The sequence below is a fragment of the Clostridium sp. FS41 genome, from assembly GCF_000954015.1.
Taxonomy (GTDB): domain Bacteria; phylum Bacillota; class Clostridia; order Lachnospirales; family Lachnospiraceae; genus Enterocloster; species Enterocloster citroniae.
On the sequence record NZ_JYHN01000034.1, the window covers coordinates 1 to 23,281 of the forward strand.

Annotated in this window: 23 protein-coding genes; 15 read left to right on the forward strand and 8 right to left on the reverse strand. The window is 47.6% G+C overall.

The window, feature by feature from the left end; genetic code table 11:
• Nucleotides 1–166 precede the first annotated feature (166 nt).
• The 4 genes from CLFS41_RS04765 to CLFS41_RS04780 all read left to right on the forward strand — a co-directional run bounded on the left by CLFS41_RS04765 (nucleotide 167) and on the right by CLFS41_RS04780 (nucleotide 3,469).
• Nucleotides 167–1,072: an AAA family ATPase gene (locus tag CLFS41_RS04765; protein WP_330376853.1), complete on the forward strand. Its 906-nt coding sequence runs from the start codon at nucleotides 167–169 to the stop codon at nucleotides 1,070–1,072.
• A 98-nt stretch (nucleotides 1,073–1,170) separates the two neighbouring features.
• Nucleotides 1,171–1,425: a hypothetical protein gene (locus CLFS41_RS04770; RefSeq protein WP_045091625.1), complete on the forward strand. Its 255-nt coding sequence runs from the start codon at nucleotides 1,171–1,173 to the stop codon at nucleotides 1,423–1,425.
• A gap of 361 nt (nucleotides 1,426–1,786) precedes the next feature.
• Entirely contained in the window at nucleotides 1,787–3,016 is a 1,230-nt protein-coding gene (locus tag CLFS41_RS04775; protein ID WP_045091626.1) for a plasmid recombination protein, read from the forward strand.
• 177 nt (nucleotides 3,017–3,193) lie between these two features.
• Nucleotides 3,194–3,469 (forward strand): hypothetical protein, encoded by a 276-nt coding sequence (locus tag CLFS41_RS04780; protein ID WP_045091627.1) that lies wholly within the window; start codon nucleotides 3,194–3,196, stop codon nucleotides 3,467–3,469.
• Nucleotides 3,470–3,476: 7 nt separating this feature from the next.
• On the opposite strand, the gene CLFS41_RS04785 is transcribed toward CLFS41_RS04780, so the two are convergent.
• Nucleotides 3,477–4,628 (reverse strand): HAMP domain-containing sensor histidine kinase, encoded by a 1,152-nt coding sequence (locus CLFS41_RS04785; RefSeq protein ID WP_045091628.1) that lies wholly within the window; start codon nucleotides 4,626–4,628, stop codon nucleotides 3,477–3,479.
• Nucleotides 4,625–5,302, reverse strand: a complete 678-nt coding sequence (locus CLFS41_RS04790; RefSeq protein WP_045091629.1) for a response regulator transcription factor — start codon at nucleotides 5,300–5,302, stop codon at nucleotides 4,625–4,627. The genes CLFS41_RS04785 and CLFS41_RS04790 overlap by 4 nt, the downstream gene beginning before the upstream one ends.
• 142 nt (nucleotides 5,303–5,444) lie before the next feature.
• Here CLFS41_RS04790 and CLFS41_RS30975 point away from each other — a divergent pair, with 142 nt between their 5' ends.
• A complete protein-coding gene (locus tag CLFS41_RS30975) occupies nucleotides 5,445–5,597 on the forward strand; it encodes a CD1871A family CXXC motif-containing protein (RefSeq protein ID WP_252208481.1) in 153 nt (50 codons plus the stop codon).
• Between the two features lie 25 nt (nucleotides 5,598–5,622).
• The gene (locus CLFS41_RS04795; RefSeq protein WP_118020222.1) at nucleotides 5,623–6,531 is read left to right on the forward strand and encodes a 4Fe-4S binding protein; all 909 of its coding nucleotides are present in this window, start codon (nucleotides 5,623–5,625) and stop codon (nucleotides 6,529–6,531) included.
• Nucleotides 6,532–6,629: 98 nt separating this feature from the next.
• On the opposite strand, the gene CLFS41_RS04800 is transcribed toward CLFS41_RS04795, so the two are convergent.
• Entirely contained in the window at nucleotides 6,630–7,844 is a 1,215-nt protein-coding gene (locus tag CLFS41_RS04800; RefSeq protein WP_200895079.1) for an IS110 family transposase, read from the reverse strand.
• Between the two features lie 310 nt (nucleotides 7,845–8,154).
• On the opposite strand from CLFS41_RS04800, the gene CLFS41_RS04805 reads away from it, so the two are divergent.
• Nucleotides 8,155–9,105 carry a TlpA disulfide reductase family protein gene (locus tag CLFS41_RS04805; protein WP_045091647.1) on the forward strand — a complete coding sequence of 317 codons (951 nt, stop codon included), beginning with the start codon at nucleotides 8,155–8,157 and terminating at the stop codon, nucleotides 9,103–9,105.
• Nucleotides 9,106–9,145: 40 nt separating this feature from the next.
• A complete protein-coding gene (msrB, locus tag CLFS41_RS04810) occupies nucleotides 9,146–10,249 on the forward strand; it encodes a peptide-methionine (R)-S-oxide reductase MsrB (RefSeq protein ID WP_045091632.1) in 1,104 nt (367 codons plus the stop codon).
• Nucleotides 10,250–10,328: 79 nt separating this feature from the next.
• Here msrB and CLFS41_RS04815 read toward each other — a convergent pair whose 3' ends face one another.
• Nucleotides 10,329–10,547, reverse strand: a complete 219-nt coding sequence (locus CLFS41_RS04815) for a DUF6061 family protein (RefSeq protein ID WP_045091633.1) — start codon at nucleotides 10,545–10,547, stop codon at nucleotides 10,329–10,331.
• Between the two features lie 783 nt (nucleotides 10,548–11,330).
• Between CLFS41_RS04815 and CLFS41_RS04820 the strand changes: the two genes are divergently transcribed.
• Nucleotides 11,331–11,630, forward strand: coding sequence for a hypothetical protein (locus CLFS41_RS04820; RefSeq protein WP_045091634.1), 300 nt, complete (start codon nucleotides 11,331–11,333; stop codon nucleotides 11,628–11,630).
• 71 nt (nucleotides 11,631–11,701) lie between these two features.
• Here CLFS41_RS04820 and CLFS41_RS04825 read toward each other — a convergent pair whose 3' ends face one another.
• Complete coding sequence (locus tag CLFS41_RS04825; protein ID WP_045091635.1) at nucleotides 11,702–12,868, reverse strand: IS110 family transposase; 1,167 nt, start codon at nucleotides 12,866–12,868, stop codon at nucleotides 11,702–11,704.
• A 351-nt stretch (nucleotides 12,869–13,219) separates the two neighbouring features.
• Between CLFS41_RS04825 and CLFS41_RS04830 the strand changes: the two genes are divergently transcribed.
• Complete coding sequence (locus CLFS41_RS04830) at nucleotides 13,220–13,459, forward strand: hypothetical protein (protein ID WP_045091636.1); 240 nt, start codon at nucleotides 13,220–13,222, stop codon at nucleotides 13,457–13,459.
• A 359-nt stretch (nucleotides 13,460–13,818) separates the two neighbouring features.
• Here CLFS41_RS04830 and bsh read toward each other — a convergent pair whose 3' ends face one another.
• Both bsh and CLFS41_RS31115 read right to left on the reverse strand, forming a co-directional pair.
• Complete coding sequence (gene bsh / locus CLFS41_RS04835; protein ID WP_045091637.1) at nucleotides 13,819–14,793, reverse strand: choloylglycine hydrolase; 975 nt, start codon at nucleotides 14,791–14,793, stop codon at nucleotides 13,819–13,821.
• A gap of 394 nt (nucleotides 14,794–15,187) precedes the next feature.
• Nucleotides 15,188–15,478: a hypothetical protein gene (locus CLFS41_RS31115; protein WP_319638389.1), complete on the reverse strand. Its 291-nt coding sequence runs from the start codon at nucleotides 15,476–15,478 to the stop codon at nucleotides 15,188–15,190.
• Nucleotides 15,479–15,908: 430 nt separating this feature from the next.
• On the opposite strand from CLFS41_RS31115, the gene CLFS41_RS04845 reads away from it, so the two are divergent.
• On the forward strand, nucleotides 15,909–16,349 hold the full coding sequence (locus CLFS41_RS04845; protein WP_082082497.1) for a DNA starvation/stationary phase protection protein: 441 nt from the start codon (nucleotides 15,909–15,911) through the stop codon (nucleotides 16,347–16,349).
• A 291-nt stretch (nucleotides 16,350–16,640) separates the two neighbouring features.
• Here CLFS41_RS04845 and CLFS41_RS04850 read toward each other — a convergent pair whose 3' ends face one another.
• On the reverse strand, nucleotides 16,641–17,855 hold the full coding sequence (locus tag CLFS41_RS04850) for an IS110 family transposase (protein WP_045091639.1): 1,215 nt from the start codon (nucleotides 17,853–17,855) through the stop codon (nucleotides 16,641–16,643).
• 285 nt (nucleotides 17,856–18,140) lie between these two features.
• Here CLFS41_RS04850 and CLFS41_RS04855 point away from each other — a divergent pair, with 285 nt between their 5' ends.
• Genes CLFS41_RS04855 through CLFS41_RS30670 form a run of 4 tightly spaced genes read left to right on the forward strand, consistent with a single transcriptional unit; the run spans nucleotide 18,141 to nucleotide 22,523 of the window.
• Nucleotides 18,141–19,886, forward strand: a complete 1,746-nt coding sequence (locus tag CLFS41_RS04855; RefSeq protein ID WP_045091640.1) for an ABC transporter ATP-binding protein — start codon at nucleotides 18,141–18,143, stop codon at nucleotides 19,884–19,886.
• Entirely contained in the window at nucleotides 19,883–21,604 is a 1,722-nt protein-coding gene (locus CLFS41_RS04860) for an ABC transporter ATP-binding protein (protein WP_045091641.1), read from the forward strand. The genes CLFS41_RS04855 and CLFS41_RS04860 overlap by 4 nt, the downstream gene beginning before the upstream one ends.
• 58 nt (nucleotides 21,605–21,662) lie before the next feature.
• Nucleotides 21,663–21,938 carry an MptD family putative ECF transporter S component gene (locus CLFS41_RS29310; protein ID WP_321010104.1) on the forward strand — a complete coding sequence of 92 codons (276 nt, stop codon included), beginning with the start codon at nucleotides 21,663–21,665 and terminating at the stop codon, nucleotides 21,936–21,938.
• A gap of 24 nt (nucleotides 21,939–21,962) precedes the next feature.
• Nucleotides 21,963–22,523 (forward strand): DUF6176 family protein, encoded by a 561-nt coding sequence (locus CLFS41_RS30670; protein ID WP_242849324.1) that lies wholly within the window; start codon nucleotides 21,963–21,965, stop codon nucleotides 22,521–22,523.
• Nucleotides 22,524–23,281: the final 758 nt, after the last annotated feature.

Sequence of the window (23,281 nt, forward strand, 5' to 3'; positions counted from 1 at the left end):
CAAACAAGGGTGTTTTGCGCCCTGAAATAGGAGCAAGAAAAAGGAAGAGACAGTCACGTAGAGAATTTTGCCTTAGAAAAGGCCCGAATTCTCTGGGATTGTCTCTTTCTATCATGTTAGGGGTTAAAAGTCGGTATTAACCGATACCCCCTACTCCGGGGCATATATCCTCGCAGGAGCGCCCAAAATCGGAAAATCATTTCTGGTAGCGCAGCTTGCCTACCATGTCAGCACAGGGCAAAGGCTGTGGGGTTATGAAGTCCATCAGGGTACGGTTCTGTACCTTGCACTGGAGGATGATTTCCAGAGAATCCAGAGCCGAATGTTTATGATGTACGGCGTGGCGGATACCGCCAGCCTGCATTTTGCAACGGCAGCAAACAAAATCGGAAACGGTCTTGACGAGCAGCTTGAGAATTTCATAAAGGAACATCCCGACACGAAGCTGGTTATCATTGACACCATGCAGAAGATCAGAGAAGCTGGCGGCGAGGCTTACAGCTACGCCAGCGACTATGAGATCATCGGAAAGCTCAAGCGTTTTGCGGACAGACACAGCATTTGCATCGTTACCGTCCATCACACAAGAAAGCAGCCAGCCGGGGACAGCTTTGAAACGATCTCCGGCACAACAGGACTTCTCGGTTGTGCAGACGGAGCACTCCTGATGCAGAAGAAGAAACGGACAGCATTGGAGGCCACGGTCGATGCTGTGGGGCGAGATCAACAGGATCAGATTCTATATCTGAAAAAAGATGCCGACACGCAGATATGGAGCCTTGAACGGACAGAGAACGAGCCGTATCAGGAGCCGCCCGACCCGGTATTGGATACGGTTTCCCAGCTTGTTTCCTCCGAAAGCAGAGAATGGACAGGCAGCCCGACCGAGCTTGCGGAGACGGTCAATACAGGCATGGCGGCAAACGCTCTCACCAAATACCTGAACGTTAAATCCGGCAGGCTACTGGACGAGTATCATGTGAAGTACGAGAACAGAGCAAAACACTCCGGGCGGCAGGTGAAACTCACCTATATGGTAATCGACAATGTAGAGTACGAAGTAATCGACTGAGGACGGCGCGATGGCTGCAACGGTTGCAACGGTGAAAATGATGCCATCAGAGCAACCATCGCTATCGTTGCGACCATCGCGGAAAGGAGCGAAACAGAATGAAAACTGTACAAATTCCCTATGACCTGTTTCTCGACCTCGCCATATATCACCTGCGGGGTGAGGATGACTACGAAGAAGAAATCTGTCAGGGCTTGGAACAGAAGCTCGATGCCATACTGAACCGACAGCTCTATTCCAGCTATAAGACTGCCCCTACCGAGGAAGAACGGGGGCAGGCGCGGCAGGAATACCTTGACCGGCGCGGCGTTCCGCAGAGCTATCGCTGGACTGTTCCTCCTTGGGAGCTGTGACAGGAGCGTGCCACGCTCCTGTGGCTGGCAGACAAGGCAATGCATTGGCTGCTGTCTCCTCGCGTTTCCCGTCCCCATCGAAAAATCCGCAGAGTTTGAGATGGACGTGGGCAGAAAATTATGCGCAGAGGTTGTCTGCAAATAAGCTGCTGACCACGCCGGTTTTTGCGGTTTGTATCCACACTGCAGACTGCAAAACCGGCAGAGGCTTCCGCAGAAGCCGCATACCCCCTCGGAGAGCCCACGATACTTTGCAGCCGCAGGATGAAAGTATCATAGTGGGTTTATTACACTTCCGCAGAAGTGCCTCCCCGAAAGCTGCCCCGTCCTGCACAATCTGAAATCAGGAGGTAAACTGCCTATGGCAAGAGGCGATGGTATTCACCGTACCAACGCAAGAAATATGAGGCTGACGGCTGCCAGAATCGGCAATGCGCAGCAGCACAACGAACGGGAAAAAGAATCCTATGTCAATCAGGATATTGTCCCGGAGAGAACACGGCTCAATGTTCATTTCAAGAAACCGACCGCTGGATATGCGGAGATGTTTGAGCAGATGAAAAAGGACGGGATCATCTCCACCCGTGGACTGAAAGAGGACGCCTTTCTCTACGGCGAACTGATTTTTGACGTAAACACCGCCTACTTTCACAACCACGGCGGATATGACTTTGCAAAACAATTTTACACCGATGCCTACAAAGCTGCAATAGAAATTGTAGGCGGCGAGCAATATATTCTGTCTGCGGTCATGCACGCCAACGAGCGCAACCGCGCCATGTCCGATGCGCTGGGGCAGGACGTGTACCACTATCACCTTCATGTGGTCTATATCCCCGTTGTGGAAAAACAGATTCTATGGACGAAACGCTGCAAGGATAAATCGCTGGTGGGGACGGTCAAGGAAACGATACAGCAGGTCAGTATGAGCAAAAAGTGGGATTCCAAGCCCGCACTGGACGAGCATGGGAAACCGCTGCTGAACGCAAACGGGAAAACCGTGCTCCGAAAATCCTATTCCGTTCTGCAAGATGATTTCTTCGCCACCATGCGAAAGGCAGGGTATGACGATGTGGAGCGAGGCGAACGCGGCAGCTCCGAGGATCACCTGACCGTGACGCAGTTCAAAGTGCAGCAGGAGCAGGCGCGGCTGGAATCGATCGAGGATAAGATTGATAAGAAGAAGCAAACGATGGAAAAGTACAATGAGAAGATCAGGGAGCAGAAGGGAGCGGCAGCTTCCTTCCACGAGATCGACAGCATTGGGAAAAAGACCATCTCCGGCAACATCTCCATGACGCCGCAGGACGCGCAGTTTCTCAAGGAGCTTGCCAAGGAGGGCATCGCTTCTCGCGGGCTGATCGGAGATTTGAAGAATAAAGTGGAAACGCTCAAGCGCGATGTCAGCGTATGGAAACGCAAATATGAAAAGCTGCAAGAGCAGACAAAGGATTTCATGGAGGCACTCAAACGAGCGCCCCGCAAGGTCAAGGAGTTCATACAATTCATGCTCCACACCGAGCCAGAGAAGCCGGAGCAGTCCAGAAACCGTGATATGCCGCGCTGCAAGAAGTGTGACATGGAACTGTGAGCAACTACGGTGTAGAGCCGTAAAAATACGAAAATAGCCAACAGGAGCGCGTCGGACGAACCGGGCCTTGTCCGGCGTGCTCCTGTCTGAAAATCTCCGTTTTCCCCAAGTCAAGAGCCGGAGAAAACACCCGAAAAACACCCCTATTGCGTAACAGAGGCGCAGAAAGGAGCTTGCATGAGAACAGGGCTTACCAAGCAGGAAAAAACCACCGATATATGGTTTGACGAGAAAGAGCCGCTGATCTATATCCGCACACACAACACCGACCTCAAGAACAGGCTGACCGCCTACGCCGCAGTTCACCCCGGCGAGTGCCGCCAGACCAACGCAGACCCGGATACGGGCTGCATGGAGTTTGAAATACGCAAGGGGCGGTTCTCCTTTCGGCTGACTGCCCCATACAGCGCAGAACGCCGCAGGGCGGCAAGCGAAGCAGCGAAAAACGAATAAAAGGGTTTTAGGGCTTCGTTGATTGTTGCGTTGGCAACCCCACCGCAATGGTAGTGCCCTTCTCCGAACTTTTCTCTACCCAAACGGAGCCGCCGTGGAGGTCGGCGATCTCCCATACCAGTGAGAGCCCCAGTCCTGCGCCACCGTATTCCCGGCTGCGAGACTTGTCCACCCGGAAGAAGGGCTGGAAGATACTGCGCTGATACACCTCCGGGATGCCGCAGCCGGTGTCGGAGACGCGGAGCAGGAGCTTTTCCAGCTCCTGAGTGACAGAAACCCGTACCGAGCCGCCCGGCCAGTTGTACTTGACAGCATTCTCCGTCAGGTTGAAGATCAGCCGGTAGATCAGTGTATCGCTGCCAGTCATAATGCCGTCACCCTCCGCCTCCAGCGTGATGCCGTTTTTCTCCGCCAGCGGGGCGAGGTCCGTGAAGATCTCCTCGATCATGGGGGCGAGCTGGATTTGCTCGTTCCGCGCCACCTGCCGCAGATTGCTCATTTCCAGCAGCGTTCTGGTCATTTGGGTCAGCCGCTCCGTCTGCTCCCGCAGAAGGGTGAGAAACTCCGCCGTCTCTGGCCGCACATCGGGATGCTCCGCGGAAAACAGCTCCAGCCGCGCCTGCATCAGCGCCAGCGGCGTGCGCAGCTCGTGGGCGGCGTTGCCGGTGAACTGCCGTTGGGCGGCAAAGGCGTTGTTCAGCCGCTCCAGCATCTGGTTGAAGGAGCGGCTGAGCCGCCGGAACTCCGGCAGCGCGTCCTCATCGATCCTCATATCCGCCAGATTGTTCATCTGCACCTTTTCCACCTGCGAAGCAAAGCTGCGCAGGGACTTGAGAGCGCGTCCACTGACGAAGTAGGCAAGAATGCCGCTGAGCAGTGTTACCGCAGCCGTGATGTACCAGTTGGTGGTACGGAAGCGCCCTTGCGCCCCAACAACGATGATGGTCAGCTCCTCGTTGTGTGCTATGAGCTGCGGGTCGAAGCTCGCCGTGCCTTCCTCATTCAGGATCACATTGCCGCTGCCCTGCAAAGCGTCCGCAATTTTGTCCATATAGTACACACCGGATGAACAGAGCAACAGATTCATAGCCACGCAGGTGACGCCGATAAGCAGAACAGTCATCAGCGTGATGCGCCACTGTAGGGAAATCTTTCTCACGCCTCATCGCCTCCCATCAGATAGCCTTCGCCGATGCGGTTGCGGATGGGATCGTAGCCCTGCGCGGCGCGCAGCTTTTTGCGCAGGGCGGAGATATGCACCCGGATGGAGTTGCTGAAGCTGTCCACGCTGTTGTCCCAGACGTGATCCATCAGCTCCTCCTGACTCACCGGCCGCCCCTGATGTACCATTAAATATTCCAATATCCCCGTCTCCTTGCGGGTGAGCGTCAGGGGCTGTCCGCCAACGGCGGCAGAGCGGGAGCGGGTGTCAAAGGTCAGTGCCCCGCAGGTCAATATCACATCCTGCTGGGTGAACTGCCGCAGGGTCAGACTGCGGATGCGGGCCTCCAATTCAGCTAAGTGGAAGGGCTTGGCCAGATAGTCGTTGGCTCCCGCGTCCAGTCCCTCCACCTTGTCCTCCACCTCGCTGCGGGCGGAGAGGATCAGCACCCGCGTCTCACGGTCGGTCTGCCGCAGGGTACGCAGCACCGTCATGCCGTCCTTCCCCGGCAGGTTCAGATCCAGCAGGATGAGATCGTATTTCTCAACGGCGATCAGCTCCAGTGCTTTTTCTCCATCGTAGCAGTAGTCCACGCTGTAGGCCAGCCGCCGCAGACTGCGGACGATGGTCTCGCACAGAGCGCACTCGTCTTCTATGACCAAAAGGTGCATAAGAACCCTCCTTTTTTATTTCTTCATTTTCACGTTGTTCTTAATTATAGCAAAAACAGATAAGGTTTACGTTAAATTTTCGTTCTTAACAAGGACTTTAACTCTCCCGCGCTATGATGATGGCAGAAAAAATGAAGGGGTGATGGAATTGAGCCATGTGAAAAAGTCAACAGCGCAGGCCGTGCTGCTGATAGTGGGAGTCGTCATGCTGTGCTTCGGCGTCTGGCGAGGCGAGGCGTTGACGGTACTGAGCAAGGCCATTAAATTGTGTCTGGAGTGTGTGGGTATTGGGTAAGAATTTTTCAGGCGTTTCACAGACCATGTCCCGCTTCCGAGGATGGATACAGGCGGGGGCAGCTTTACTTACCAATTTGCACCTGCCCAACTTCCTCAAGGGCGGACTGTATCAGGGTGCGGGAAAGACCGTCTGCGTGCCGGGACTGAACTGCTATTCCTGCCCGGCAGCCTCCGGCGCCTGTCCTATCGGTGCATTTCAGGCGGTGGTGGGCTCGTCAAAGTTCAGCTTCTCCTATTATATCACAGGTTTCCTCATTTTGCTGGGAGTCCTGTTGGGACGCTTCATCTGCGGTTTTCTGTGCCCCTTTGGCTGGTTTCAGGAGCTGCTGCACAAAATCCCCACGAAGAAGCTTTCCACAAAGAGGCTGAAGCCGCTGCGATACCTCAAGTACGCCATTCTGTTGGTGATGGTCTTCTTGCTGCCGGCGTTCCTTGTGAACGATGTAGGCATGGGTGACCCGTTCTTCTGTAAATACCTCTGCCCACAGGGCGTGCTGGAGGGGGCCATCCCGCTGTCCCTTGCCAATTCAGGCATCCGGGCGGCGCTGGGGAGCCTGTTTACATGGAAATTCGGCATCTTGCTGGCGGTGATCGTGCTGAGCGTGCTGTTTTACCGACCCTTTTGTAAGTGGCTCTGCCCGCTGGGCGCGTTCTGCGCCCTGCTGAATAAGGCGTCCCTCTTCCAGATGAAGGTGGACAAAAACAAATGTGTCTCCTGCGGGAAATGCGCCAGAGCCTGCAAGATGGATGTGGATGTGACAAAGACGCCCAACCACACCGAGTGCATCCGCTGTGGGATGTGCATACGCGCCTGTCCCACAAACGCCGTGTGTTTCCGCTACGGCTTTGGAGACGGTAAAGATAAGGCAAAAGCAGCGGAAACGCTGCAGACAAATAACAATAACAAGCCTGCAAATAAAAAGTCAAGCTAAATTTTAAAGAACATTGAAAAATTTATACAGGTTGAAAAGTGGGTATCAAAATAAGACCGCCAGGATATGCCGGTCTAAAAACAGGTTTTACGTGTTGGTTATTCCGATGCCGGAAGAGAAGCAAGATATTCTTTCACTCGCCCATAGTAAATACGTAAAAATTTATTGGCACCTGCGGTCATGTAAACATAGTAAGGTTTACCTTGTGCGCGCTTCTTGTCCATGAATAGATAAACGGGATCATCCGGTTTGGTTTTAATTAGAACATCCATGACCTGGTACAGTGTTTTGCGTAAAGCGGGTGAGCCATGCTTGGAAACATGCACACTCTTCTGAGAATAATCCCCGGAATCGTTCACACCGGGGTCTACTTCGGCAAATGCCGTGATAGCGCCCTTGTGGGTGAAACGTGCGACATCTCCGATCTCAGCCATAAGCTGGGGACCGAGAGAGGGGCCTACCCCCTTCATTGCCATAACAATCGGATATTCCGGCAGTTTAGCAGCGGTTTCATTCATCAGTATACGCAGTTGTTCCACGGTCTGTGAAGCGGCGTTTAATTGTTGTATTGCCTGTTTGATGATGCGTTTGGTAAAGTCATCCTTTGGAAGTACGGGAATCAGTTCCTTTGCTGTCTCGTAGATTTCTTCAGCTTTTAAACGGCTAAAGTTGTACTTCTTACGGCAACACCATTTTTGATAGTGCAGGGTAAAGGCATTGCAGGACATTTTGCGGACGCAATCGACATGCCAGTAAGTATCAAGGAAATCCACCCATTTCTGGCTGCCGTCCTCACGGGCGGGGCTGTCGAAGTAGGTGTTAGCTCCCGGATAGGCCAGATCGATCAGACCGATCAGGTTATTTTTCATGGCAGTCTTATGTTTCATGTAAAAATCGAACTGGCGGTTCATAGTTTTAAGCTGTGTGCGTAGTTCATCCATAAGAGTATACTGTTTCAAATTCGCCCAGTTGTCAAGAGTGTAGCGTGCGATTTTTATGGAATCTGCTTTATCGGTTTTTACTCTTCGAAGGGGATTGTCCTGGCCTTGAAAGCCATGGATGATCTGTGGATTAACAGCGCAGACGAAGAATCCGGCTTGAGAGAGTTGGCGGGCAACAGGTTCGTAGTAACGGCCCGTACATTCCATAACGATGCGTGTTTGGCCGTTTAAGGCTCTGATGTGTTGAATAAGAGGCTGGAAACAGCCTGATAGATGGGGAACATCAAAGGGACTGGCGACAACTTCACCGCCGGGACGTAGGATAGCCACGGTGCTCTTTCGTTTGGAAACATCAATACCTACTGCGTTCATGCTCATAAAAATGTCACTCCTTTATCTTAGGTAGCAATTGGTCAATACCAGTTTTACTCATTGCCCATTCAATCTACTGTGGTGTGACACGAACGCATTCCAAAGGACGGCTCAACCTGCATAAAACGAATGCTGCGAATGAAGAGCTGGTTAGCAGACTTATTTACGGGCGCAAAGCCCAAGGAGGAATCCGCTATACCGATTGCTCTTACATTCTAACAGCTTAAGCAACAAGATGGATAATTCCTTACTGGATGTAAGGGATATTAACCATAAATATATTGTAGTAGGAGGAATAAAACGAATGAAGATGAATAGGACGAATACTACCAGCAGATTACTGGCACTGCTGCTTATTGCACTGATGGTGCTCTCTCTGGCGGCCTGCGGCACAAAGGGCGGAGACAAAATGGACGGAATGAGCAGCGAACCGAAGAATGCTGAGGAAGCGGCTGCCATGCACAAGGAGCTGATGGCGCAAGAAAATGCCATTCTCTCGGAGAACACAGCGCTTTGGGAAAAGGTTTTCATGGCGGCCGACAAGGGCATGACCATGCAGGAGGACGGCAAAAACTACGGTGATTTCCTGCTCAGTACAATTGAATCCGCCAAGGATCAGTTTACGGCGGATGAGCTGAAACTGATTCAGGGAGAGGCGGAGAAGATTCGCGACATCGAAGATAAGCTGACCATGATTGAGAAAAAGTATCCCGCAGCGGCACAGGAGTCCTTGGACGGCAACATGAGCATGCCTGCGGGCAACGATATGACCACGCCGCCGGACGATGGCAGCATGCAGAAGTTCCCTGCCTTTGAGGGCAAGGATCTGGACGGAAACACGGTGAAAAGCGATGAGCTGTTCTCCGGCAACGCCGTCACCGTAGTGAATTTCTGGTTCACCACCTGCAATCCCTGCGTGGGTGAGCTTGCCGAACTGGACGCGCTGAACAAGGAGCTTGCGGAGAAGGGCGGCGAGATCATCGGCATCAACGCCTTCACGCTGGACGGCAACGAAGCGGCAATTTCCGAGGCGAAGGATGTGCTGTCCAAGAAGGGCGCGACCTATAGGAACGTGTATTTTCCCTCCGGCGGCGAGGCGGGAAGATTTACCACGAACGTCTTTGCCTATCCCACCACCTATGTGGTAGACCGTAACGGCAACATCGTGGGCGACCCCATCGTAGGCGCCATCACCGGCAAGGCGCAGGCGGAGGCGCTGCAAGCTCAAATCGACAAGGCACTGTCCGCCGATATGGGCTGAGCGAGAACCCTTTTTACCTGTTGGAAAGGAGGACGACACCATGTATCGGAGAGTATTGCCGCTTCTTCTAACTGCGGTACTGATGCTGAGCGGCTGCACCGCGGGGCAGATGGGTATGCCGCAGAAAACGGAAAGGACCGGACAATCCACTGGTATGTCCGGTGAGGAGGGTATGTATATGGATACCACGGAGAATGTCATCTATCTGGCGGGCGGCTGCTTCTGGGGAATGGAACAGCTGATGCAGTCTATTCCCGGCGTCATCGATGCTCAGAGCGGCTACGCCAACGGCACCTGTGAGGAGGATGCCGACTACCAGACCGTATGCAAGGGCAACACCGGCTTTCGGGAAACGATTCGGGTGGAGTACGACCCGGAACAGGTGAGCCTTGACGCTCTGCTGCTGGCCTACTTCTATGTAATCGACCCCACGGTGGAGAACCGGCAGGGCAACGATGTGGGCAGCCAGTATCAGACCGGCGTCTACTACACCAACGAAAGCGCGAAGGAGACGGTGGAGCGCATCGCGGAGATCGAGCGGGGACGCAGAGAGAAGTTCTTCGTGGAGATCGGCCCGCTGAAAAACTACTATCCCGCCGAGGAGTACCACCAGGACTATCTGGAGAAGAATCCAAACGGCTACTGCCATATTCCAAAAGCGGAGATGGAGCTGTTCTCCAGGCTGCGCATCGACCCAGGCGACTACCAAAAGCCCGCAGCAGAGTCCATTCGGGACAAACTGACGGAGGAGCAGTACCGCGTCACCCAGGAGAACGGCACGGAACGTCCATTCAGCAATGAGTTCTGGGATCAGCTCGAGAAGGGCATCTATGTGGATATCGTCACCGGCGAGCCGCTGTTTTCCTCCACGGATAAGTTTGAGAGCGGCTGCGGCTGGCCGGCTTTCACAAAGCCCATTGAAGAGCCCGCCGTGGTGGAACTGGAGGACCTGAGCCACGGCATGCGCCGCACAGAGGTCAGAAGCCGTGCCGGAGATTCTCACCTTGGTCATTTGTTCACCGGCGATCCGGAGTCCCCCAATGGCGTGCGCTACTGCATCAACAGCACGTCCCTCCGCTTTGTGCCTTACGCAAAGATGAAAGCAGAGGGTTACGGATATCTTCTGTATCTGTTCGAGGAATGAGTTCGCAAAATACAATGATATAATAAGCAGCGTCCCAATCATTATGAACCGGGACGCTGTCGTTTATGCTCATGTCGGTTTATTCAAACAGGACGTTCAGCTTGCTGTTCAGAATCAGATCGGCATAGGCAAGCGGGTCCTTGTAGATCAGATAGTTCAGCTCTGACCGCTGGAAGCGGTTGTCGGCAACTTCGTTTTCAACGGCTGTGCAGTCAATGGAAATCCGGCTTCCATCGTCAGAAACCAGTTCTACGCTGGCTGTGTCGATGTTGAATTGACAGAAAATAAGTTTACTCATAGTCATATCTCCAAGATGTTTTTTTAGGTGAATCAGGTGGTCAATTTTGTCTGATGATTGGCGGGAATCATATTGAAACCCACCGCAGATTATTCAAATCAAGTCGTTGCGAACGGTTAGTACGTATAAAATAGCTGGCTACAAAACGGCTACAAAATTCGTAAGGAACCTATGTACAGCCCGAAATACGTGGATTATTTGGACGAAAAGCGTATCGAGAGTGCATTTTATAACCCTAAATCAAAGCCCAAGACTTGAGTGGGAATGCGATTGTGGTCATACTGAGCGATCAGAAGTAGCTGCAACAGGGCATCAGTGGGATGAAGGCAAGGTAACGAAAGAAGCGACAAAGAATTCTTATGGTGTCAGAACATTCACTTGCACGGTATGTAAAAAGACAAGGATAGAAGTAATCAAAGCGGATGCGGCGGTCAGTGAACCATCTGACCATGTAGATACATCGGAGGTCACTCAAAGCAAAAGCTTGCCCGAAAAAAATGAATCAACCTGGAATACAGATTCACGGGAGGACATCAAAAATCCGAGTTTGCCCGAAAAAGGTGAATCCGCAGGAGAACTGTAGTCCTCAAATACGGAGCAGTTTTTTAGGCTCTCCTGGTGGATAATAGCTGCAATTGCGCTAATTCTTATTGTCGGAGTTTTCGTTGGAACAATAATTCTTAGGAGAAGGAAAAAGTCTTGTTAATACTGACTCCTAAGAAAACTCTGATGTTACTGCCTATCCGTATGAAAAAGATCTTGGGACGGAAGGAGTGAGGTGATTTGAAAAAGGGACATAAGGCCATGTTTCTTGCCTTTGTTCTCCTGCTTACCACCTTGTGCGCCTGCGGACAGCAAGCGGAACAGGCGGGGCAGTCGGAGGGCAGTAGCGGGGAACCCACCAAGGGCTTTGTAACACGGGAACCGGAAAAACCTTCATCTAAACAATCGAAGGAGATTGCCGTCACCGAGCTTTACAACGAGGAAGGAGAGGGCGATTGCGGTGATGGCTTCTCATACAAGACCAGCTATGAAAAGTCAAGTATAAATCAGCAAAAAATTCCGTTTCTATATCGATGGTAAAAAAGGGTAACTTTAATAGAAACTCCCTAAAGGTGCTTTTTCAAAATCTATCGATATTAGTATACAGGCCTCTATTCGAGGTTGAATTCCACTTCATCAGTGAGCATCTTCCAGATGACCCTGACAAGTTTTCCGGCGCAATGTCCAAGGGCATTGTAGTGTGTCCGGCCTTCGGCTCTCTTGGTGTCGTAATAAGCCTTGAAAGTCGCATTGTTCTTTACAACATTATGAGCTGCGTTCATAAGGGCGTAACGAAGTACACGTGACCCCCGCTTGGACATATGGGTTCTTTTAGCCTGAAAGTTTCCAGACTGGTATACAGTTGGATCCAGTCCAGCGAATGCAAGCAGTTTACCTAGTGTTGAGAAACGGTGAATATCACCGATCTCACCCAGTATCATCCCGCCATTTACGGTTCCAATGCCGGGAATGGTCATGAGTACAGAGTGCAGGCAGGTGACAAGATTCGCCATTTCAAGCTCTGTCTCGAATAACTGTGAATCCAATAACTCGATCTGTGCAATGGTCTGAGTTATCTGGATAGATAAAGAACTGTCATTTAAGCCGACAGACCTCTGTGCGAGAACTCTTAATTCTCTGGCCATATCTTTTGTGAAGTGTCCATGGGAGGATTTGACAAGGAGATTGGAGAGATGAGTCAGGTGCAGGGAAGCAATGTCTTTTGGCATAGGAGCCTCTTTTAAGAGTGCATAGACAGCTTTCTGATGCAGACCGGATTTGAAAAAATACTGAAGTTCCGGAAAGACCTGATCCATATAGGAAGTCAGTTGAATTTTCAAACGGGTACGCTGTTTCATGGTCTTCTGTCGGAACCTGCCGAGTTCCTTCAGTTCAATGTAATCCAGATCTTCCAGGGTAGAAAACCTGAGAGAGTCCTGCATCATAAGGGTTTTAGCAATCACTAAAGTGTCGACTTTATCGGTCTTCATCTTGCGTACATTGTTTTTACGCATGGACGAAGTCATGATAGGGTTGAGAACACACACTTTAAAATCCTTGCAGATTAGGAAACGAACAAGGTTGTCACCGTAGTGTGCCGTAGATTCAAGACCTATGATGATGCTGTGCTGGTCAAGTGGTGCCAGCTTAGACAGCAGCAGATAGAAGCCATCATAGTCATTTGAGAATTGGAACGGCTCGATGAGTATCTCGCCTTCCAAAGAAACGGCAGCGGCAAAATGGTTGAGTTTGGCAATATCAATGCCTACATAAATCATGAGGTTATACCTCCCTTTCAAAAAGTCTGATACCGTGATATCCACCAACGATTATCATCGTAGACTTGATTGAAATAAGTACTCATTGGAACAGACGCTCCGGTACATCCAGCTAATAAACAATTCAGATAAAGGCAGCGGCAATACACTCCTGTTGAGTAGTCAAGGCTACAGGAAAAAATCAAAAGTCCACAGTATCTGAATGTATTAAACCACGATATTAAAACGAAAGGAAAGTAGATGTTTTCGCTTCTATAAACATCATACAAGGAAAGAAATGACATTTTAAGGAATCCATACGACAATACACCAGTGTTTTACGAGAAGAACGGGCATGGAGAAGAAATTCCTGTGAGAATACGGTTTTTCAGCCCCGTCAGGATTTTGTCTATCATAACCAATGTCGTTGCAACTGTACTGCTTCCTCTTATCATTGCTACAGCAGTGCGACTGGTTGACATATCGGGAACTTCGCAGAAATTTTTTGACGGATTTAGACCGATGTACGATGCGGCCTGGTATGTTTTTGCCGGGCTGATTGCCATTATTTATTTCGCAAAAGGCGTAAGAAAAGATAAATCCATTTCATGAGGTATTTTTGCATTCCTCCTCTCACGGAACAAAATAGAAAGACTGGCAAAACAAGGTTACTTATACCGTTTTATCAGTCTTTTAAGGCCTAATGCTGTTACCGATAAGAGGCATTCTTTCATCGCTTTTTGAAAGCCCCTTTTCTGTATATTATTCAGTTTGTGTTCTCGTTTTTAGAATAACAAATGTTTCTTTCCGCCCATATCTGTCTGAGTCGCAGTACTCTCAGATAAGTGCTGGTTCTTGCCTTCTGATTTTATAGAATCAAATCAGAAGGCAAGCTTGAAGAGAAAGTGGCGCGTAACCTTTCCTATCACTTGTTTGCGGGCTTTGCTCTCTTCTCGATAAACTGGAATCTATCAATTTTGCATTTCCAACGCTTTGTCCGTCATAAGCTTATAGCTGATGAGTGCCTCACCGTTAAGCTCCTCCCGATTCATATCTACACCAACAATGCTGTGATGATCATAAGTTTTATAGTAGTAAATACCCTTGTCGGCATTGCAGCAAGAAGTGTAAATGGAAATTTCATATTTCTCGTTAGCCAAACGGCAACATCCTCTTTGCTGTTCAACGGAGCCTAATATATGGAAAAATTGGCTTACGCTTGATTTTTCATCATTCTCGGATAGTGAATTCATTTTTGTAAAAGCCACACGTACAAATCTTGACATAGATGACAAGTCTCCGGGGAGCCCGATAGCGCCCATGCCCCTGCTGTATGCATTTAGACTGAGATGTTCGGAAAAACAATTTTTAGGGGTGTCGATGGATAATCCCATATAGTTGTTCAAGTTGAAAATTTGAACCGGAAAAGGCGGATTATTGGTGAGAACACCTACAGGATTATCATAAACAAAGATACCGTCCTTAACACTTTCTACCGTAATGGAGCTGTTTTTATCCGAAATGATCCAATGGAGCTGTGCTATAGGAAAATGTGGACTAAACGGTTCAGCCAAGAAGTTGATTCTGTCAAGCAGTTTTCTCGCCTCATTCACCGTTGCACACTGACCCATGATCCAAGGAATAAATTCCCATTGGGCAATGTTGTCCTTACCTTTTTCTTTTTCACAATAATGTGCATTTTCCACAAAATTTAGACCGGCAATACACAGACCCTTTTCGTTTACAGCATCGTAATACAGTGGATAATTTTCTGTTATATGAGCCATTCCTATAAAGGCAAAATGATGCTCCATTGTTCCCACACTTCGAAACACCAATTTGAAATTTCTTGGTGTGACTGTAACAGTCTCACCGTAGGAGATTTCGTAATCTAGTGTCCGTCCAAAATAGAAATCTTTTGTTTTATAAGTTGCTGCTGTACACATAATTCTTCCTCCTTCATTGCGTTACATAATATTTCATCATAAGATTCGTATGCCTAATCATCGCAAATCCTGACTTGTTTGCCTCACTGAATTGGAAATTGTTTAACTCGTTTTATCGAATAGTGCCCCACGGTTTTTAGTTTCACGGTTGCTAGCTTGCGAGGATTGGACAAATAAATCTCATGGTGATAGAGTATCCGTAATGTCAATAGTATAATCATATTTCCCGGTATATTCAAGCTTAGCGGAAATGGTTTCGGATTCATCATCATAAGAACTGAGGTGAATACATTACACACACTAACCCTCGTCATAGGTAAAAACTCAATCTTTGTAAGATCTTGTTTGTTCTTCTAAGCTGTTTCTTCAATCTCCCAATCAAAATCCGCCTTTGTTACGAAATCAGGCAAACAAATGATAAAAATAAAATAAATTCAAAATTACCCTTGTGGGCATAGTCAATTCTGGTAATGGCGTTCTGAAACCAAAATCCATCAAGGGGAAGAACAATGGTAAATGCAATATCGCACAGCAAACTGCGGGATGCTACACACTCACCGTTTTCATCGCTGAGATTATCTTTGCCCCTCACAGCCATACAGTTTATTTTCGCAACCGTTACGATAGATGATTTGTTCTGCAGTATATAAAAATATTTATACTCTTTTTTATAGTCAAATGACATAATTGCCTCTTCATAAAGGATAATTTTTCAATTGCTCAACTTTGGTCAAACATAAATTTCTATAGAAAAGGCAGGCATACATGATACCACAGAAGGCAGGATTGTCACAATAAATCATCTTTTTTACATTTTCGATAGCAGTTTCACGAGTACGAAAGTGTGGACGGGGAAAGTGATGGATAGCGGTATGAATCAAGGTAACGCTGCTATTTTGGATTGGGGACGTTCACCTTTCCTGACCGTTCCTACTGTGGCCCATTCTATAAAATTATTTTAGCGAATAAAAGGTGAAAAACTTGCCCCAATATGGATAATAGGGTAAATAGCGTGAATAGGAAAATGAATTGACATTTTCTTTTGGTTAGTTTATACTAACTTCGTAAGAGCAGTTAGACTAACCATGTATTTCAAATCAAAGGAGGCTGTTATTTTGAAAAAAGAACTCGCAACTCAGGTGAATGCATATCTTGCAAACATTGGTGTCTCATACATCAAATTACACAATCTTCATTGGAATGTAGTAGGGAGCCAGTTTAAAGCGGCACATGAATATCTGGAAACCTTGTATGATGCCCTTGCAGATGTGCTCGATGCTATCGCAGAACTTTTAAAAATGAACGGAGAAGCCCCTTTGGCAAGTATGAAGGGTTACTTGTCAGTTGCCACAATTCCAGAGTTGGAAAGTGTCGAGTTGGATGTCAAGAGTGCGATGCAGACGGTTCTGAAAGATATGGAATCTCTCAGAACCCAGGCTTCTTTCATTCGTGAGCAGGCCGACAAGGAGAATCAATTTGATGTGGTTGCCCACATGGAAGACGATGTGGCAAATTACAACAAAACAATTTGGTTCATTCAATCTATGTTGAAATAATAAGCAAATGTTCAAATAGAGAACTATCGTAGAACGTGAATAGTTCTCTATTTGATTGTCAATGATTGAATCTTGCATCTAGTTCTTTTTTTTCTTTAAAAATAAATGAGATAATATTATACGTGAGTTAGTCTTAACTAACATTGATTTCAGCATCCATCTAGAAAGCCTGCTAATAAAAAGTCAAGTGTTTTTTGAAGAAAATTTCAAAAAGCCGATTTGATATTTTAGGGTATAACTTTTAAGCCGCCAGAACTGCCGGCTTTGAAAGGGGTGATATAGAGACGGGTGTTACTCTGCCTGCTCCAAGTTCCGCAGGCACTCTTTGACCTTGCCATAATAAATGCGGAGAAACTTATTCGCTCCGGCGGTCATGTAGACATAGTAAGGCTTTCCCTGTGCCCGCTTTTTATCAAGGAAACGATAGACCGGATCGTCCACAGGGGCATTCTGGAGCAGGGTCGTCATGATCTGAAATAAGGTCTTGCGCAGTCTGGCAGAGCCAACTTTGGAAGCCCTGTTGCTCTTGGACTTGTGATGGCCGGACTCATCCACACCGGGGTCAACGCCTGCAAAGGCGGTCAATGCCTCCCTGTGGGTAAATCTGGACACGTTGCCAATCTCAGCAATGAGCTGCGGGCCATAAGTCTTCCCAACGCCATAGATGCCCATCACGGTGTTGTATTCAGGAAGGGTGGATGCCAACGCGTTCATTTCCTGACGGAGACGCTCCACATGTCCGGAAGCAAGGTTTAACTGCTGGATGCTTTGCTGGATCAACAGCTTATAGGTCTTCTCCTTTGGAAAGACGGCAACCAATTCCTTTGAGGCATTGAACAGTTTTTCGGGCTTGTCCTGTTGGAAGATGTAGTGGTGCTTCTTGCAGAAAGCCTTGTAGCGCTCCGTAAAGGTTTTTAAGCCAATCTTGCGGACACAGTCCACATGCCAGAAAGAATAAGCATAATCAACCCATTTTTCGCTTCCGTCCTCACGTGTCGGGCTGTCAAAGAGTTTGTTAACACCGGGATAAGTATTATCCAACAGGGCAATCAGGTTTGCTTTTGCGGCAACCTTCTGCTTCATAAAAAAGCTGAATTGAGAGTTTAAAGTTTTTAACTGAGTACGTGTATCGTCCATATCTGAATATTGGCGCAGTTCTGCCCAGTTGTCAAGAGTATAGCGTGCAATCTTGCGGGCATCTGCCGGGTCAGATTTGACCTTGCGCAGGGAGTTGTTGCCGAAGTTTTTGATTAGGTGAGGATTCACAACGGAAACGAATAATCCGGCTTCGTACAGAACCTTAAGCATGGGCTCATGGTATCTGCCCGTACATTCCATAACGATTTTGGATGGGCCCTCTAATGACCCAAGGTAATCTGCAAGTTCATTGAGGTTCTGGGATGTATGGGAAACATCGAAAGGTTTGCGGATTACAGTGCCGCCGGGTTGCAGAACTGCGATGGTGCTCTTGCCTTTTGAGACATCAATCCCTACTGCGTTGTACATTCTACGTACCTCCAAAAGTGAATTTGCATGGATTCCAGCATTCCTCATTGCCGATTCAATCTCCTGGGGTATCAAACGAACGTGGTGTGGTAGTTCAATCTGCATAAATCGAACGGCTGCAATGACAGGCTGGCTGACTGGCTTTCTAACGGACGCTAATGGTCCAAGGAGAACTCTGTCATACCGATGCCTAATCATTATACAGCTTAAACAATGAGAGGATTAAGTCCCAACTGGCTGTTGGGTACTGAAACCATACACTTATATATTAGGAGGAGAGTATCTATGTTTGGGGTATACAAAAAACTGCTATATTATGTACCAAAGCAGCGACCTTTGGCCTATTTTGCAATCGGCCTGACGGTGGTATCCACATTGTTCAATGTAGGTGCTTATTACTACCTCTATGAGTTTTTGAAACGATTGGTGGTAGACGAAGATATGGGGCATGCTCAATATAATGCGTTCCTGATTGCGGGGCTGTTGATTGGCGGTTCGCTCTTGTATTTTGCAGCCGTGCTTTTAACGCATATGTTGGTCTTCCGACTGGAGACCAACTTGCGCAAGCGTGGAATTGACGGCCTGACCAATGCCAGCTTCCGCTACTTTGATCTGAACTCATCGGGAAAGACACGTAAACTCATTGATGACAACGCAGCCCAAACTCATTCTATTGTAGCCCATCTGATTCCTGACAATGTCGGAGCAATTCTGACACCGCTTTTGGCGCTTGTGGTGGGCTTTTTGATCAGTCTGAGGGTAGGCATTGTTCTATTGGTTCTGTTCATGCTGAGTGGCGTGCTCCTTGTCCTGATGACCGGGGAAAAGAAGTTTATGGAAATCTACCAAAAGGCGCTGGAGACAATGAGCAGCGAGGCCGTGGAGTACATACGCGGGATACAGGTGCTCAAGATTTTTGGCATAGACGCTACATCTTTCAAGACGCTGCATCGGGCAATCACGGATTATGCACGACATGCCTTGAACTATTCTATGAGTTGCCGCACGCCATATGTGTTATTCCAGATGATCCTATTTGGCTCTATTGCCATACTCGTTTCAGTGACAGCCTTAACGCTGAATCGGATTCAAGACCCTGCCGTGTTGGCGGTGGAACTCATTATGACATTATTCCTGGGTGGAGTACTGTTTACCGCCTTTATGAAAGTGATGTATGTAGGTATGTATGCATTCATGGGGACTTCGGCGGTTGAGAAACTGGAGCAAGTGTTTTCGGATATGCAAAAGGATCGGCTTACATTTGGAAACAAGAGCACATTCAAAAACTATGACATTGAATTTGAACGGGTATGCTTTGGGTATACAGACCAGATGGTGTTGGAGGATGTTAGCTTCACTCTGAAAGAAGGCCGGAGTTATGCTCTGGTGGGATCTTCTGGAGGAGGAAAGTCCACGATTGCCAAATTGATTTCTGGTTTTTACAAAGTGGATGGAGGAGAGGTCAAGATTGGGGGAGAGCCCATCGAAGCCTATACAGAGGACGCCTTAATCCGCAATATCGCCTTTGTGTTCCAGAATGTCCGTTTGTTTCACATCAGTATTTACGAGAATGTCCGTCTGGCGAACCCAGGCGCTCAAAGAACGGAGGTCATGGAAGCGCTGCATCAGGCAGGTTGTAACAGCATTCTGAATAAGTTCAAAGATCGGGAAAATACGGTGATTGGCTCCAAAGGCGTATACCTGTCGGGCGGTGAGAAGCAGCGGATCGCAATCGCACGGGCAATGCTAAAGAATGCGAAGATCGTGATCCTTGACGAGGCCAGCGCGGCAATCGACCCGGAGAATGAGCATGAGCTGCAAAAGGCGTTTGCCCACTTAATGAAGGGGAAGACTGTCATTATGATTGCACACCGGCTGTCCAGCATTCGAAATGTGGATGAAATTCTGGTTTTGGAGGACGGGAAAATAGCAGAGCGAGGAACGGACGCGGCGTTGATGGCGACCGATACCAAGTACAGAGAATATCAAACGCTCTATGAACAGGCAAATGAATGGAGGGTTGTAAGATGAGAGAACTGTTTAAAAAGCATTTTGCCCTGACCGACAAGGGGGCCAAAGATTTGCAAAAGGCCAGCGCGGCCTCCTTCTTTGCCTATGTGATTAACTTTTTCCCCGCAATGCTGCTGCTTCTCCTGGTGGATGAGTTGCTGTTGAACAATGTCAAGGAAACAGGGTTGTATTTGTGGGGATCTATCCTGGTTCTGGCTGTGATGTGGATTCTGCTCCGAATTGAATATGATGCACTGTATAACACCACTTACCAGGAGAGCGCGAATCTTCGCACGGAGATTGCAGATATTCTGACCAAGTTGCCCTTATCTTACTTTTCCAGGCATGACCTTTCGGATCTGGCGCAAACCATCATGGCGGATGTGGCAGCTATTGAGCATGCTATGAGTCACGCTATGGCAAAGGCAGTGGGATTCCTGTTCTTTTTTCCGTTGCTTTCGGTTCTGCTGCTCCTTGGCAATGTTAAATTGGGGCTTGCTATCATTCTGCCGATTCTGCTTGGATTCGGGCTTCTTTTATTGTCGAAAAACCTTCAGATTCGGGAGTCATTCAAACATTATCAAAAGCTCCGGGACAACTCTGAGAGTTTTCAGGAGGCCATTGAAAATCAGCAGGAAATCAAGAGCTTTGGCTTGACTCAGAAGATCCGGCAGACTCTTTATCAAAAGATGGAAGAAAGTGAGAAAATCCATCTTCGTGCAGAGATTTCAGCGGGTATTCCTATGTTGTGCTCGAATGTCATTCTGCAATTTGCCTTTGTTCTTGTAATCCTCATAGGCGTCCAAATGCTGCATACAGGAGAGTTCAATATCCTGTACTTTCTGGGATATGTACTGGCCTCCATTAAGGTGAGGGAGAGCGTAGAAGCGGTCAGCATGAATGTGGCAGAGCTGTATTATCTGGATTCCATGTGCAAACGTATCCGGGAGATTCGGGAGACAAAGATACAGCAGGGCAAGGATCAGACAATCTCAAGTTATGATATTGAATTTGATCAGGTGTCTTTTTCTTACGATAAGGATACAGAAGTGCTCAAGAATATCAGTTTCGCCGCGAAGCAAAACGAAGTGACTGCCTTAGTGGGGGTGTCTGGCTGCGGGAAAACCAGTATCCTGCGTCTGATGTCAAGACTTTATGATTATGACAGCGGAAGCATCCGGATCGGCGGGCTGGATATCAAAGAAATCTCTACAAAATCCTTGTTTGAAAAGATAGCCATCGTCTTCCAGGATGTAACGTTGTTTAATGCATCTGTTCTGGAAAATATCCGCATTGGGAAAAAGACGGCCACAGACGAGGAGGTCATTCAGGCGGCACGATTGGCCAACTGCGAAGAATTTATTCGGAGGCTTCCGGAAGGGTACAAAACGATGATTGGAGAAAACGGAGCAACACTCTCCGGAGGAGAACGCCAACGGCTATCCATCGCCAGAGCCTTTTTGAAAGATTCACCTATTATCATTCTGGATGAAATTGCAGCCTCTTTGGATGTGGAAAACGAAAAAAAGATCCAGGACAGCTTGAACCGCCTCATTCTGGATAAGACCGTTGTCATTATTTCCCACCGTCTCAAATCCGTTGAAAATGCAGATAAAATCGTGGTGATCGACTGCGGCAGAGTGGAGGCGTCCGGTACTCATCTTGAACTGCTCAAAACTTCTCCAACCTATAACAATTTGGTGGAGAAAGCAAAACTGACGGAAGAATTCCAATATTAGCGTAAAGGGGACAGGGTGACTGTTTTTGAACACGGCGCTTATTAGTATTTAGTTCGTTGTGGATACCATCTGCATAGTGAATGGTTTTCTAAACAGGGTGCTGTCCGTTAAAATTCTCATGTTCCTCAGTACTCCGGTTTACATGCGGATGGTTAGCGGGGAAAATAAAAGATTTGTCCTTCTGACCTATAAGACTATCCTTGGTCTCTGCTTCTTTATGTTTGGCAACTGGTTTATTGTCCCGTATTGTATGTTTATCGGGTTACTCAGTGAAACATTTTATGGAAACAGAGGCATTGTCATAATACCAAGAAATTTGATGCAACCTTTGTAGGAGGAGCGAGTAGAGAAGATACGGTTGCTATTAAAGAATATGGGGCTGTACGAATATCACATTGTACATCTGGCTATTTTGTCTGATGCATTGAAAGTGGCTAGTAGAAATGAAAAACTGTGCTCATACATGCTCCGAGGGTTATGGAAGAGCGCTGTAAATATTGTTTTTCATTCTGAGGGAAGAAAACATATCAAACAAAGAGTTAAAACCAATATAGAAAGAGGTGTTTCCATGGATATTGTGTTATGGCGTATGAGAATCAAAGATGGCAAGGAAGAAATGGCCCAGGAGTGGATTGCTTTTCTTCAAGAACATCAGGAGGAAGGAAATAAAACACTAAAAAATGAAAAAGAGCATTTGGAGATTTATTTTTTAAATCAAGAAAATGGGGCCGCATATGCCTATATGTTTGTATTGGCCGATGACTTGGACTATGCCGCTAAGACTGCAGAAAACAGCGGCAATCCATTGGATGCAAAACACATGGAATACATGAGCGTTTGTGTCGATTTGGAGGATTGTACACAATTGAGTCCTGTCTTGGCTTTGGGAGATTTTTCTGTGTTTCATTCGAAAAAATGATAAAAACAACGGATCATCCTTTTTTGCGATGGTCCGTTGTTTAATTATATGCAAAAGCCACTACGGTAATTGATGCGAAAATATCATTTAGAAGAGTTTATACCGTTGCCAGATATCCTCAGAAAAATAAACACACTCTACTCTTTGGAACATTGTAAAAGTACCTTTCAATTGCAGTTGAAGTCTGGAGATAGCATACCCATAATAATTCAAAAAAACAGTCAACAAGTTTAGCGCTCAACTTGTTTGACTCATTTTGGAGTATAGGTTATGACAACTACTCATAACAAACGTGTTCTTATGCAGGAACAGATAAAACTTATTAATGAATGCCGCACTGACTGGTGTCATAAAAAAGGCATTGTGCTAAGTACTTTTTACAACTGGGTTAGCAAATGCTGTAAAGAATCCACTGATATCCTGGAACCTAATTATGGCCACCATGAGACTCCTCTGCCTAAATAGGATGTAGTCTTGATATAGTTTCGGATGTAGTTCTGGAATCGGCTGCAGCATTTCAGTAGCAGACTCCATTGAACTTTGACAATTCACATATGATCGAGGTTATTGTAAATGGTATTATAATCTGGCTCACGAATAATACAGATCCCATTCTCCTTACACATACAATAAAGTTACTGAAGATGCTGCCGTGTTAGGAGATATCTACGGTCTGTAAAGATCTGCATTGTCTGTGTCTGCATCTACATGATGAAGTCCATTGATGGTCTCTGTGCTATTGTGCAAGAGTACAGAAA